The sequence below is a fragment of the Micromonospora sp. RV43 genome, from assembly GCF_001029515.1.
GTDB lineage: Bacteria > Actinomycetota > Actinomycetes > Mycobacteriales > Micromonosporaceae > Micromonospora > Micromonospora aurantiaca.
Map to the genome: position 1 here is coordinate 1 of NZ_LEKG01000208.1, position 12613 is coordinate 12613.

The following is a 12613-nucleotide window of genomic DNA, read 5'->3' on the forward strand; positions in this document are numbered from 1 at the left end:
CCCCCGCCCCGGTCGATCATGAAGTTGACGGCACGACACGCCGTGTCCGGCCGCGCTAACTTCATGATCGACCGGGGCGACGTGCTCGGCCGCTGACACGCGGAAGGGGCGGCGGCCCCCCGTGTGGCCACCGCCCCTCGCACGTCCGTCGTGGTCAGCCGTTGAGCATCTCGTACGCCGACGCCGGCGCCTTCTGCACCTGCGCGCCGGTCGGTGCGCTGAGCTTCGGCGCCTTGCCGAAGTCGTAGTACTTGGCGACCAGCTTCATCGCCTTCTTCTTGCCCGCGGCCGGCACGTCCAGGGTCAGCGACGTGAGGTTCCCGTCCGGCCCGACCACAGCCGTGAACGGCACCTTCTTCGCCGCGTCACCGAGCGCGTCCACGTCCACGGTGCTGAAGTTCTCGCGGATGTCGGCGTTCGCGGTCAGGTCGGCGAACCCGCCGTACGTGCCGTTGCCCCGGTCCTCGACCGTCTCCGCGGTCCGGATCACCGCGGCCGTGTTGGCCGGGTCGGCGTTCTGGTAGACCGGCACGTCGGAGGCGTCGTCGAGCTTGGTGCGGTCCAGGAGCATCCAGCGCTTCGGCAGCTTCATGATGTCGTGCAGACCGGGGATGCCGGTGAGCTTGACCCGGACCCAGATGTCCTCCTCGATCACCCGGAAGGTCATCGCCATGGTGAACTCCGGGTCCTTGATCTTCTCCGACATGGACAACTCGAGGCCCTGCGCCGCCGGGTCGACCACCCCGTCGAACTTCTCCGCGCCCTCGATGGTGGAGAACCGGAAGGCCGGGTCCTTCTCGTCCGGCACGGCGGCCAGCAGCGCGGCCTTCGGGTCGGCCGACGGGCTGGGCGCCGCTCCGGTGCCCTCGGAGGCGTCGCCGGTTCCGCACCCCGCGGACAGGACGGTGGTGGCCAGCACGGCCGTCGCGAGAGCCGCGATCCGCCGGAGGCTCGCGGCGGAACCGATTCGCTGCGTCATGGTGTTCGACTCGCTTTCCCAGGTGATTGTTGCCGGGGAAGTATCGCCAGCCGTCACGGCGTTCCCGCTGCCGTTATGCTGCCGTCCGACTGCCGTCGGCCACGGTGGGCGGGGGCAGTCGGTACGGGGGCGGAAACTCGCATGTCAGAGGCGCTGCGCTTCGAACTCCTCGGCCCGCAGCGGGCCTGGTACGCCGGCCGACCACTCGATCTCGGCCCGGCCAAGCAGCGGGCCGTGCTGGCCGTGCTGCTGCTCGCCGCGGGCCGTCCCGTGCCGACCGGGCAGATCGTCGAGGCGGTCTGGCCGGACGAGGCGCCGGTGAACGGCCTCAACGTGGTGCAGAAGCACGTGGCCGGTCTGCGCCGGATGCTGGAACCCGACCGGTCGCCGCGTACGCCGGCCCGGGTGCTCACCCTCACCGATGCGGGCTACCTGCTGCGCGTGCCGCCCGAGGCGGTGGACGTGGCGCGCTTCGAGCGCGGCGTGCGGCGTGCGCGGGCGGCACAGGCGGCCGGGCGTACGGCGGAGGCGCTGACCGAGGTGAGCGCCGCGCTGGAGCTGTGGCAGGGGGAGCCGTTCACCGGGTTCGGCGGCGCGTACTTCGAGACGGCCCGGCACCGCCTCGTGGAGATGCGGGCGGTCGCGCTGGAGACGCGTGCCGAACTGGAGCTGGCCGACGGCCGGCACGGCGAGCTGGTCGGCCGGCTGGTCGAGCTGGTCGCCGAGTTCCCGGTCCGGGAACGGCTGCGTCACCAGCTCATGCTGGCGCTGCACCGCAGCGGACGGCAGGCCGAGGCGCTGGCCGCCTACCGTGACTACGCCGGGCTGCTCCGGGACGAGTACGGCATCGAGCCGGGGGAGCCGCTCCAGGATCTGCACCGGCGCATTCTGCGCGCCGACCCGGATCTCCTCGCGCAGGCGCCGCGTCGGCCGGCCGGACCCGGCGACAGGTGGGCGGTCGGCGGCCCGGAGCCGTCTCCGGCCCCCGCCGAGGCACCGGCCCGGCCGCTGCCCATGAGCCCGGCCGAGAGCCCGCTTCCGCTCACGGCGCCGCCCCAGCCCGCCGCTCCGGCCCAGCCCACAGCTCCGCCCCAGCCCACGGTCTCGGCTCAACTCACCGTTCCGGTGCAGTTCACCGTCTCGGCGCAGCCGGGCAGCCCGTTCCCGCCGCCACCGGCCGGCCCGGGTGAGTCGCCGACGGGCCTGCCGGCCTGGGTCGCGCCACCGGTCGCGCCGCTGTTCGGTGCCGTGCCGCCGTCCCGGCGTCCGGCCGGAGTGCCCGGGTGGTTGAGCGTCGTCGCGACTGTGGGCGGCGCGTTCATCGCCCTGCTCTCGTTCGGCATGCTCACCTGGCTGGTGGTGCTGCTCTACGGGATCTGGCGGCGGGGCTGGGGCAGCATCCTCGCCGCGGTCTGCTACCTGACCGTCGCCGTGACATTCGTGGTGGTCGTCGGCGGCAGCGAGACGGAGGAGGTCAGCGGACCCGAGGGCGCCATGATCCTGATCTGGCTGACCACCTGGATCTCGGGCGTCCCGCACGTGGTGCTGCTCAACGGCCGACTGCTCGCCTGGCTGCGCGGGCTCTGGCGTGGCCGGCCGTACGCCGACCGCAACCGGCTGCGCCGGGAGTACGCCCGCTACCTGCTCTACCAGTACCCGTCGGCGCGGGAGGACCTGCGCATCGGCCGCCCCGACCTGCCCCGGGCGTACGACGACGGCGGACTGGTGGACGTCAACTCGGTGCCGGACCACGTGATCAGCGGGCTGCCGGGACTGACCCGGTCGCAGGCGCAGCATGTGGTGGTCGACCGGCGGATGCGCGGCCCGTACACGTCGATGGAGGAGCTGGCCTCGCGGTGCCTGCTGCCGGCGGCGGCGACGGACTCGTTGCGCGAGCTGCTGATCTTCCTGCCGCCCGCACCGACACCCGTACCGCCGCCCACGTCGCCGCCCGGTCCGCCGGTGACGTCGGTGGCCCCTGGTAGAAATGCCGGATGAGCCAGGATCGGATGGCCGTCCGGGAGCGTGCCGAGGCGGTGCTGCGGCGGCTGGCGGGTGACCACGCCCGGCTGCGCGAGGACCAGTGGCGGGCCATCGAGGCGCTCGTGGTCGACCGGCGGCGGGTGCTCTGCGTGCAGCGCACCGGCTGGGGCAAGTCGGCCGTCTACTTCGTGGCGACCGCGCTGCTGCGTGAGGGGAATCAGCACGGGCCGACCGTGATCGTCTCGCCGCTGCTGGCGCTGATGCGCAACCAGGTCGAGTCCGCCGCCCGCGCCGGCATCCGGGCGCGCACCATCAACTCGGCGAACCTGGACGAGTGGGACGAGATCACCGCCGAGATCCACGCCGGCGCCGTCGACGTACTGCTGATCAGCCCGGAACGCCTGAACAACCCGGACTTCCGCGACGGCGTGCTGCCGAAGCTCGCAGCCACCACCGGGCTGCTCGTGGTGGACGAGGCGCACTGCGTCTCCGACTGGGGGCACGACTTCCGGCCCGACTACCGGCGGCTGCGCACGTTCCTGGCCAACCTGCCCGAGCGCACGCCGGTGCTCGCCACCACCGCCACCGCCAACGCCCGGGTCACCCAGGACGTGGCCGAGCAGCTCGGTGACGCCCTGGTGCTGCGGGGCACCCTGGACCGCGAGTCGCTGCGCCTCGGCGTACTCGATCTGCCGAGCCCGGCCCACCGCCTGGCCTGGCTGGCCGACCACCTGGACCGGCTCCCCGGCTCGGGGATCGTCTACACGCTCACCGTCGCGGCGGCCACCGAGACGGCCGACTTCCTGCGCGGCCGGGGCTGGTCGGTCGCCTCCTACACCGGGCAGGCCGAGGACGCCGACCGGCGGGCCGCCGAGCAGGGCCTGCTGGACAACAAGATCAAGGCGCTGGTCGCCACCAGCGCGCTCGGCATGGGCTTCGACAAGCCCGACCTGGGCTTCGTCGTGCACCTGGGCGCGCCGCCCTCTCCGATCGCCTACTACCAGCAGGTCGGCCGCGCCGGCCGAGCCGTCGAGCACGCCGAGGTGCTGCTGCTGCCCGGCGTGGAGGACGCGGCGATCTGGCGGTACTTCGCCTCGCTCGCCTTCCCGCCCGAGGAGCAGGTGCGCGCCGTGCTCGCCGCGCTGGACACCGAACGGCCGATCTCCACCCAGGCCCTCGAACCGGTGGTCGACCTGCGCCGGGCCCGGCTGGAGCTGATGCTCAAGGTGCTCGACGTGGACGGCGCGGTCCGCCGGGTGCGTGGCGGCTGGCTCGCCACCGGCGAACCCTGGGTCTACGACGAGGCCCGGTTGCGGCGCGTCGCCGACGCGCGCGCCGCCGAGCAGCGGGCCATGCGGGAGTACGCCTCGACGTCCGGCTGCCGGATGCGCTACCTGCGGGAAGGGCTGGACGACACGGGGGCGCAGGACTGCGGGCGGTGCGACAACTGCGCCGGCCCGTTGTTCGACGCCGCTGTCTCCGACCAGGCGCTGACCGCCGCGCAGACGTTCCTCGGGCGGCCCGGCGTGCCGATCCCGCCGAAGAAGCTCTGGCCGACCGGGTTGGAGTCGGTCGGCGTACCCCTGAAGGGCCGCATCCCCCCGGCGGAGCAGGCGCTGCCCGGCCGGGCCGTGGGCCGCCTGTCCGACCTGGGGTGGGGTGGGCGGCTGCGCGGGCTGGTCGGGCCGGAGGCGCCGGACGGCCCGGTGCCCGACGACGTGGTGGCCGCTGTGGTCGAGGTGCTGAAGGCGTGGGCGCACGGCGACGACCCGTGGCCCCGGCGGCCGGCGGGCGTGGTCGCGGTCGGCTCCCGGACGCGACCGCTGCTGGTCGGCTCGCTGGCCGAGCGGATCGCCGCTGTGGGCCGGCTGCCGCTGCTCGGCCAGGTCGTCCCGGCCGGGCCTGGCGGCGGCGGGCCGCGCGGCAACAGCGCCCAGCGGGTACGCGCGCTGCACGACGCCTTCCGCCTGCCGGACGAGCTGGCCGGTGCGCTGGCGGGGCTGGACGGCCCGGTGCTGCTGGTGGACGACCTGGTCGACTCGGGCTGGACGATGGGCACTGTGGCGCGGCTGCTGCGCCGGGCCGGTGCGCCGGACGTGCTGCCGCTGGCGCTCGCGGTGGCCGGCTGACCCGTCCCTCGGCCTGCCTGACGGGAGTCCCGGCGTCGCGTGCCGCCGGTCGGCGCGGCAGTTCCCGGGCTGCGCGGAAAGTTCCCGGGCCGGGCGGAATGCGAGCGTCACCACCGTCGGCGGACCGTCGTCGGGCCCGGACCCGGGCGGCGGTACCGTGGGGTCATGACCGAGCAGCGACCCGTCGTCCAGACGTACACCGTGACCGGGATGACCTGCGGACACTGCGTCAAGGCGGTGACCGAGGAGCTGTCCGCGCTGCCCGGCGTCGACGAGGTCCGGATCGATCTGACCAGCGGCACCGCGACTGTCACCAGCGCGGCGCCGCTGCCCGTCGAGTCCGTGCGTGCCGCTGTGGACGAGGCGGGGTACGAGCTGGTCGGCGGCGGTGCCTGAGTCGTCGTCCGTCACGTCCGGCACCGGCGTCGTCCCCGACGACTCCGAGGCCGGTTCCGGCGTTCCCGCGGCGCAGCCCGGCCACGCCGCGCGGCCCGGTGACGCTGTTCCGTCCGAGGGCGCGGGACGGTCTGCGGACGCGGCTCTGCCCGGGGACGCGGCGCTGGCCGGGGACGGTTCGGCCGGGCCCGTCGCTGTTGACCGGGAGACGTTGCGGCTGGCCCTGGTGGTGGGCGGCCTGGTGCTCGCCGTCCTGCTCGGCTTCGGCCTCGGGCGGATGAACGCGCCGGCCGACCCGGCCCGGCCCGCCGGCGCGACGGCCGGCGGGGTCGCCACGGGCGGCGCCGACGGCGGCGCGCACGCCCACTCACCCGGGACCGGCGCGCACACGCACGACGGCGCAACAGTCACCCAGGGCGGCGGCGACGGCGCGACCGGACTGTCGATCACCTCGGCCGGCTACACGCTGGTGCCGTCGACCGAGCTGGTCGCGGGCCGCGCCGGTGAGCTGCGCTTCCAGATCCGCGACGACCAGCGCCGGGCGGTCACCCGGTTCGCCGTCGTGCACGACAAGCCGATGCACGTGATCATGGTCCGGCGTGACCTGGGCGGTTACCGGCACCTGCACCCGACGATGGCCGCCGACGGCACCTGGTCGGTGCCGATCACGGCACCGGAGGCGGGCCCCTGGCGGATGTACGCGGACTTCACCGCGGTGGCCGACGACGGTCGCCAGGTCGCCGTGGTGCTCGGCGCCGACCTGACCGCGTCCGGCGCGTACCGGCCACGGCCGCTGCCCGCCGCCGCCACGTCGGCCGCCGTCGACGGGTTCACCGTCGCGTACGCCGGCACTCCGGAGGTGGGGAAGTCGGTGCCGCTGCGGTTCCGGGTCACCGGCGCGGACGGCGCGGCGGCGGCGCTGGAGCCGTACCTCGGGGCGTACGGGCACCTGGTGGCGTTGCGCGAGGGCGATCTCGGCTACCTGCACGTCCACCCGGAGCCGGTGCGCGACGGCGACGACGTGACGTTCTGGCTGACCGCGCCCGGGCCGGGTAGCTACCGGATGTTCCTGGACTTCCAGGTCGGCGGCGTGGTGCGGACCGCCGAGTTCACGCTGACCGTGGCCTGAGCCCTCGTCGCCCGCCCGGCGCTCAGCCGGCCCGGCGGACCGGGCGGCGGGCCAGGTAGCGGAGCAGATCGCGGATGTGGTGCTTCTCCTCGGCGGGCACGTTCGGGTCGGCGAGCCGATCCAGGATGACGCGCACGTCGGCCTCCACCGGGCCGTCCTCGGCGCCCCGGCGGCGGGGCAACGGCCCGGCGTCGGGCAGGCCCAGCGCGCGGAACGCCGCAGCCACGGGCAGGTCGAGGGCGGCGCAGAAGCCGCGGACCTTCGCGAGTTCGGGGTAGTCCTGCCAGTCGCCGGCCAGCCAGCGGAACACAGTGGAACGGCCGACGCCGGTGTGGGTCGCGAGGTCGGTCACCGTCCAGCCGCGCTCCTCACGCGCGGCGTCGATGGCCCGGCGTACGAAGCGCGCGAAGGCCATCTGTGGCGAAACGTCGGTGGAACCCATCCCTGGTGGATCTGTCCCCTTCCTCCGGTGGCCCGGCTCGCGCACCGAGCCTAGTACGCCGGACCGGAGAAGTAACTGACTGATCGGTCCGGAGGTCCCGTCGGCGAGACCCGCAACTGCGGAAGTGTGCTTCGGGTAATGCGCTTCGGGTAATAAGCTGAGGGAACCCTGGGAGTCGATGGAGGAACAGCATGGCCGAGCCGGACCGCCCCGTACCGCATCGCCCCGGCGCGGTGAGCCTCTTCTTCGTGGCCAAGGCCGCCGTGTTCGCGCTCGGCTTCTGGATCTGGCTGCTGGTGCTGGCGGTACGCGGAGGCGAGGCGACCGGCGTACACCTGATCGCCGCGACCGGCGCGATCTGCACGACGCTGGCCTCGGTGGTGCTGGGAGCGCGGATGGCGCTGCAGCGCAACGCCGCCGTGCGGCACGCCGAGCTGAAGCGGATGCTCGTGGACATCTCGTGGAACGCCTTCGCCGCCGCCGGGAACGCCGAGCAGCCCGGGAAGGTGGTGCCGTTCCCGAGCGCGTCGCACGACGGCGAGCGGGCACCGCACCGGGGCGCCGGGGAGCGGGTGTCGGTGCTGGACCGGGGCGACCGCAACCGGGGCGACCGGGGGCGCTAGGACCGCCGCGGCTCAGCGCGCCTCGGCCAGCAGCGTCTCCAGCCGGGGCGTGACACCCCACTGGCCGACCAGCTCGCGATACTCGGCGCGCTGCCCGTCTGTCGGCGCGCCTGCCGTCCGCCGTGCCCGGATCAGCAGGTTGCGCGGCGTGTGCTGGGAGTCGACGAACTCCACCACTTCGGCGCGGTACCCGTGCAGCCGCAGCAGCGCGGCCCGCAGCGAGTCGGTGAGCACGTCGGCGAACCGTTCCCGCAGGATGCCCTGCCGGGTCAGCAGCTCGTACGGCGCGGGCGCCTGACCGCTCCGGAGCTGGGCGGCCAGGTCGTGGTGGCAGCAGGGCGCGGCCAGCACCCAGCGGGCGCCCCAGCGCACCGCCCGGGCCAGCGCCTCGTCGGTCGCGGTGTCGCACGCGTGCAGCGCCAGCACCAGGTCGGGCGCCGGGTCGACGGCCGCGTCGGCGATGGTGCCGGCCACGAAGCCCACCCGGTCGGCCCAGCCCAGCCGCTCGGCCAGCTCGGTGTTGCGGCGGCGCTGGTCCTCGCGCACGTCCACCCCGACGAGCGTCACGTCCAGGCCGCGCTGGACCAGGTAGCGGTAGGCGGCGAAGGTCAGGTACGCGTTGCCGCAGCCCAGGTCCACCACCCGCAGCGGACCGGTGAGGTCGTCGGGCAGCGTGGCCGCGAGCGCGCGCAGGAACGCGTCGACCTGGCGGCGCTTGGCCGCCGAGCCGCCGATCTCCCGGAACAGGGGATCACCGGGGTCGAGCAGCCACTCCTTCGCCCGGTCGTGCCCGCCCGGCTCGGCGGCCGGACGGCTGGCCGCCGCGCGGTGCACCTGCGCCTCGCCGGACTTGGTGACCCGGAGTTGGAGCGTGGCGTCGGCGGTCTCGACGTGCCAGTTGCCGAACGGCTCGGCGAGCAGTTCGTCGACAGCCGCGCCGGCCTCCGTACCCGGTGCCACGTTGCGGGTGTGCGGACGTGATCCGTCGGAGACGGCGATCTGCAACCGCGGACCCGCCTTCAGCGTGACCGGGCGCAGCTCCGCGCGTACCACCGAGGGACGCTGCCCACGACGGCGCCCGGCGGCGACCGCGCGGGTCAGCCCCGGCGCGAGCAGCAGCGCCCGCACCTCGGCCAGCGCCGAGTCCAACGCTTCCGGCATCAGTACCTACCTTCCTGCTTCCCGCCCTCGCCCTCGCCCCGGCGATCATGAAGTTGGCGGCCGTGAGCACGGCGTGTCGCGCCGTCAACTTCATGATCGTCGCAGTCGGCGAGTGAGCGAGAGGGCCCGGGGATGGGGACGGCCTCCGGGACCGGGGTCCGGGAGGCCGTATCCGTTGGTGTTCGTCAGTCGGCGTTGGTGGCCTCGGCGGGCGCGCCGGTGCTGCCGCTGCGGCGACGGCGACGGCGACGCGGCTTGCTCGCCGCCTCACCCTCCGCGGCCTGCTGCGGTGCGGCGGCGGTCTCGGCCGCGCCCTCGGTGCCGATCACCGCGGTCGGCTCACCGGCCACCGTCTCGCCGGCCCGGCGGCGACGCCGACGACGCGGCGTACGCGGGGTCTCGTCGTCCCCGGCGTCGGCCTGTGCGGCGGGCGAACCGGCGGACGAACCGCCCTCGCCGCCCCGGCCACGACCGCGGTCGCGGTCGCGGTCGCCGCGCTCGCGGCCCCGGCTGTCGCCGCGCCGTGCGCCCCGGCGCGACCGGCCGACGCCGCCCAGGTCCTCCTCGACCTCGGCGGACAGGCCGGCGCGGGTGCGCTCGGCGGTCGGCAGCGTGCCGCTGACGTCCGTCGGGATGGCCAGGTCCGTGTAGAGGTGCGCGGAGGTGTGGTACGTCTCCGGCGGCTCGGGCATGTCCAGCCCGAGCGTCTTGTCGATGATCCGCCAGCGGGGCATGTCGTCCCAGTCGACGAACGTCACCGCGGAACCCGTGGCCCCGGCCCGGCCGGTACGGCCGATGCGGTGGGTGTAGGTGTCCTGGTCCTCCGGGCAGTCGTAGTTGATCACGTGCGTGACGCCCGTGACGTCGATGCCCCGCGCCGCCACGTCGGTCGCGACCAGCGTGTCGATCTTGCCGGCCCGGAACGCCCGCAGCGCCCGCTCGCGCGCGCCCTGACCGAGGTCACCGTGCACGGCGGCGACGGCGAAGCCGCGGAAGTCGAGATCCTCGGCGACCCGGTCGGCGGCCCGCTTGGTACGGGTGAAGATCATGGTCAGCCCACGGCCCTCGGCCTGGAGGATGCGCGCCACGATCTCGACCTTGTTCAGCGAGTGCGTGCGGTACGCGAGCTGCGTGGTCTGCGGCGACGGACCGGTCTCGGCGGTGTGCCCGGCGTGGATGGTCACCGGGCGGCGCAGGAAGCGCCGGGACAGCGCGACGATCGGGTCCGGCATGGTGGCCGAGAACAGCATGGTCTGCCGGTCCTCCGGCAGCATCGCCAGGATCTTCTCGACGTCGTCCAGGAAGCCCAGATCGAGCATGCGGTCGGCCTCGTCGAGGACGAGCGCGCGGACCCGGTCGAGCCGCAGGTGCTTCTGCTTCTGCAGGTCCAGCAGGCGGCCCGGGGTGCCGACCAGGATCTCGACGCCCTTGCGCAGCGCCTCGATCTGCGGCTCGTAGGCCACGCCGCCGTAGATCGGCAGCACCCGGACGCCCCGGGTACGGCCCGCGGCGTCGAGGTCCTTGGCGACCTGGATGCCCAGCTCACGGGTGGGTACGACGACGAGCGCCTGCGGGACGCCGTCGCTGCCCTCGGACGGGGCGAACACCCGCTCCAGCAGCGGGATGCCGAAGCCGAGCGTCTTGCCGGTGCCGGTCGGCGCCTGCCCGATCAGGTCGACGCCGCGCAGCGCGATCGGCAGCGCGTACTCCTGGATGGCGAAGGCGCGGGTGATGCCGGCGGCGGCCAGCGCCTCGACGGTTTCCTGCCGCGCGCCGAGCGCGGCGAACGTGGGTGCCTCCGGGGGGACCGGAGCGGTGGGGGCCAGTGGCTGGCCGGAAATCTGCTCGCTCATATGGATTTGGGGGTGCCCTCTCGTGGTGCGCCCCTCAGGTCCTCAGGGCGCGATCGGTGTGGCGCGGGCCACGCGGTCAGGGGCGATTTCGCCGAGCCGGACCGGGCCGCACGCGCGTCGGGGACCGGCGTTGATCAGCAAGTGACCGATTCGGTGCCCACGGCAACTGTCTCATCGTACCTGAACGGTCCCTGAGTCGTCCCGATTCCCAGGTGGTGGCCGTGCACGCGGGGCGGTTCGCTGTGACTTGAGTCACAGGCGCAACGTCGGTAGCCTGCGCTCGTGTCCGCCCCCGACCCCGCCGCGACCGACCCTGCCGCCGCCGATCCCGCCGCCACCGACCTGCTCGGGCTCGTCGCCTACGGCGAACTGCTCGCGTTCGACCGCCTCGCCGCCGACGCGCGCCTCGCGCCCGACCTGCGCCGCCGGGCCGCGCTCAGCGAGATGGCCGCCGCCGAGATCGCGCACTACAGGTGGCTCACCGACCGGCTCGCCGCGTGGGGCGTCACGCCGGAGGAGGCGATGGCGCCCTACGTCGAGGCGCTGCGGGCGTACCACGACTCGACCGAGCCGCGGGACTGGGCGGAGGCGGTGACGAAGGCGTACGTGGGCGACGCGATCACCGACGACTTCCTGCGCGGGATCGCCGACGGCCTGGACGGGCCGGACCGGACGCTGCTGCTCGACGTGCTGCACGACTCCCGGTACGCCGAGTTCGCCGCGGCCGAGATCCGGGCCGCGATCGAGGCCGATCCCCGGGCGGCCGGGCGGCTGTCGATGTGGGCGCGGCGGCTGCTCGGTGAGGCGCTCTCCCAGGCGGGCCGGGTGGCCGCCGCCGACCGGGGCGCGCTCGTCGCGTTGATCGGGCGGACCGGCGGGGACGTGCCGGGGCTGCTGCGCCGGCTGACCGAGGCGCACACCGCGCGGATGACGTCTGTCGGGTTGAACAACTGAGCCGCCGTGGCGGGGAGGCCCGCCACGGCGGCCGGTGCCGCGGGAATCAGCGAACGGTGAATCCGACCGCGCGGGGCGACGCCTCGGCGATCTCGACGTAGGCGACCTTGCCGACCGGCACGATCACGCGCCGGCCCTTCTCGTCGGTCAGGGAGAGGGTGCCCTCGCTCTTGGCGAAGGCGTCGGTCACGATCTGCTCGATCTCGGCCGGCGACTGCGCGCTCTCCAGGACCAGCTCCCGCGGCGCGTACTGCACGCCGATCTTGACCTCCACTGTGCCTCCTCAACTGGGGCGAAAAAGCCACCGTGGGAAGGCTATCCGATCCGGCGGCCCGATGTTCAGGCTGACTCACCTTGCAGCGGGAAGCTGGCGATGCCGCGCCAGGACAGGGCCGCCACCAGCGCCTCGGCCTCCGCCTTGGGCACCTGACGGCCGCCGGCGAGCCAGAACTGGGCGGCCGTCTCGGCGGCGCCGACCAGGCCCGAGGCGAGCAGTTCGGCGTGCGAGCGGCTGACCCCGGTGTCCGAGATGATCGTGTCGGTGATGGCCGCGATGCAGCCCTGCTCGACCCGCTCCACCCGCTGCCGCACCGCCGGGTCGTTGCGCAGGTCCGACTCGAAGACCAGCCGGAACGCCTCGCTCTCGTGGTCGACGAAGTCGAAGTACGCGCGCACCGCGGCGCCGACGCGCTCCTTGTTGTCGTTGGTGCCGCTCATCGCGTCCTGCACGTTGGCCACTATCGCGTCACAGTGCGTGTCCAGCAGCGCGAGGTACAGCTCCATCTTCCCGGGGAAGTGTTGGTAGAGCACCGGCTTGGAGACACCGGCCCGCTCGGCGATGTCGTCCATCGCGGCGGCGTGGTAGCCCTGCGCGACGAACACCTCCTGGGCGGCGGCGAGCAGCTGCTTACGGCGCGCCGAGCGGGGCAGGCGGGTGGGCCGACCGGCGGTCTGTGCACCGTTC

General features: G+C 74.3%; 12 protein-coding genes. 6 read left to right on the forward strand and 6 right to left on the reverse strand.

The genetic code is table 11. The features are described from left to right. Positions 1 to 154: 154 nt before the first annotated feature. Positions 155 to 979: a hypothetical protein gene (locus ABD52_RS32915; RefSeq protein WP_013288702.1), complete on the reverse strand. Its 825-nt coding sequence runs from the start codon at positions 977 to 979 to the stop codon at positions 155 to 157. Positions 980 to 1120: 141 nt separating this feature from the next. Here ABD52_RS32915 and ABD52_RS32920 point away from each other — a divergent pair, with 141 nt between their 5' ends. The 4 genes from ABD52_RS32920 to ABD52_RS32935 all read left to right on the forward strand — a co-directional run bounded on the left by ABD52_RS32920 (position 1121) and on the right by ABD52_RS32935 (position 6616). Continuing rightward, positions 1121 to 2977, forward strand: coding sequence for a BTAD domain-containing putative transcriptional regulator (locus ABD52_RS32920; RefSeq protein WP_047894302.1), 1857 nt, complete (start codon positions 1121 to 1123; stop codon positions 2975 to 2977). Beyond that, positions 2974 to 5091, forward strand: coding sequence for a RecQ family ATP-dependent DNA helicase (locus tag ABD52_RS32925; RefSeq protein ID WP_200905276.1), 2118 nt, complete (start codon positions 2974 to 2976; stop codon positions 5089 to 5091). The genes ABD52_RS32920 and ABD52_RS32925 overlap by 4 nt, the downstream gene beginning before the upstream one ends. Positions 5092 to 5256: 165 nt before the next feature. Beyond that, entirely contained in the window at positions 5257 to 5487 is a 231-nt protein-coding gene (locus ABD52_RS32930; protein ID WP_013288699.1) for a heavy-metal-associated domain-containing protein, read from the forward strand. Beyond that, positions 5480 to 6616: a hypothetical protein gene (locus tag ABD52_RS32935; protein WP_047894304.1), complete on the forward strand. Its 1137-nt coding sequence runs from the start codon at positions 5480 to 5482 to the stop codon at positions 6614 to 6616. The genes ABD52_RS32930 and ABD52_RS32935 overlap by 8 nt, the downstream gene beginning before the upstream one ends. Positions 6617 to 6638: 22 nt before the next feature. On the opposite strand, the gene ABD52_RS32940 is transcribed toward ABD52_RS32935, so the two are convergent. Further along, positions 6639 to 7058 (reverse strand): helix-turn-helix transcriptional regulator, encoded by a 420-nt coding sequence (locus ABD52_RS32940; RefSeq protein ID WP_047894305.1) that lies wholly within the window; start codon positions 7056 to 7058, stop codon positions 6639 to 6641. Between the two features lie 191 nt (positions 7059 to 7249). On the opposite strand from ABD52_RS32940, the gene ABD52_RS32945 reads away from it, so the two are divergent. Continuing rightward, on the forward strand, positions 7250 to 7681 hold the full coding sequence (locus ABD52_RS32945) for a hypothetical protein (RefSeq protein ID WP_047894306.1): 432 nt from the start codon (positions 7250 to 7252) through the stop codon (positions 7679 to 7681). Between the two features lie 12 nt (positions 7682 to 7693). Here the strand turns inward: ABD52_RS32945 and ABD52_RS32950 are convergent, their stop codons facing one another. Continuing rightward, positions 7694 to 8842: an SAM-dependent methyltransferase gene (locus ABD52_RS32950; protein ID WP_047894307.1), complete on the reverse strand. Its 1149-nt coding sequence runs from the start codon at positions 8840 to 8842 to the stop codon at positions 7694 to 7696. A gap of 185 nt (positions 8843 to 9027) precedes the next feature. Beyond that, the gene (locus tag ABD52_RS32955) at positions 9028 to 10695 is read right to left on the reverse strand and encodes a DEAD/DEAH box helicase (protein ID WP_047894308.1); all 1668 of its coding nucleotides are present in this window, start codon (positions 10693 to 10695) and stop codon (positions 9028 to 9030) included. A gap of 282 nt (positions 10696 to 10977) precedes the next feature. Here ABD52_RS32955 and ABD52_RS32960 point away from each other — a divergent pair, with 282 nt between their 5' ends. Then, positions 10978 to 11649 carry a ferritin-like fold-containing protein gene (locus ABD52_RS32960; protein WP_047894309.1) on the forward strand — a complete coding sequence of 224 codons (672 nt, stop codon included), beginning with the start codon at positions 10978 to 10980 and terminating at the stop codon, positions 11647 to 11649. A gap of 46 nt (positions 11650 to 11695) precedes the next feature. Here the strand turns inward: ABD52_RS32960 and ABD52_RS32965 are convergent, their stop codons facing one another. Further along, entirely contained in the window at positions 11696 to 11923 is a 228-nt protein-coding gene (locus ABD52_RS32965) for a DUF3107 domain-containing protein (protein WP_013288692.1), read from the reverse strand. A gap of 65 nt (positions 11924 to 11988) precedes the next feature. Beyond that, a partial coding sequence (locus ABD52_RS32970; RefSeq protein ID WP_047894310.1) for a TetR/AcrR family transcriptional regulator occupies positions 11989 to 12613 on the reverse strand: 625 nt, incomplete at its 5' end.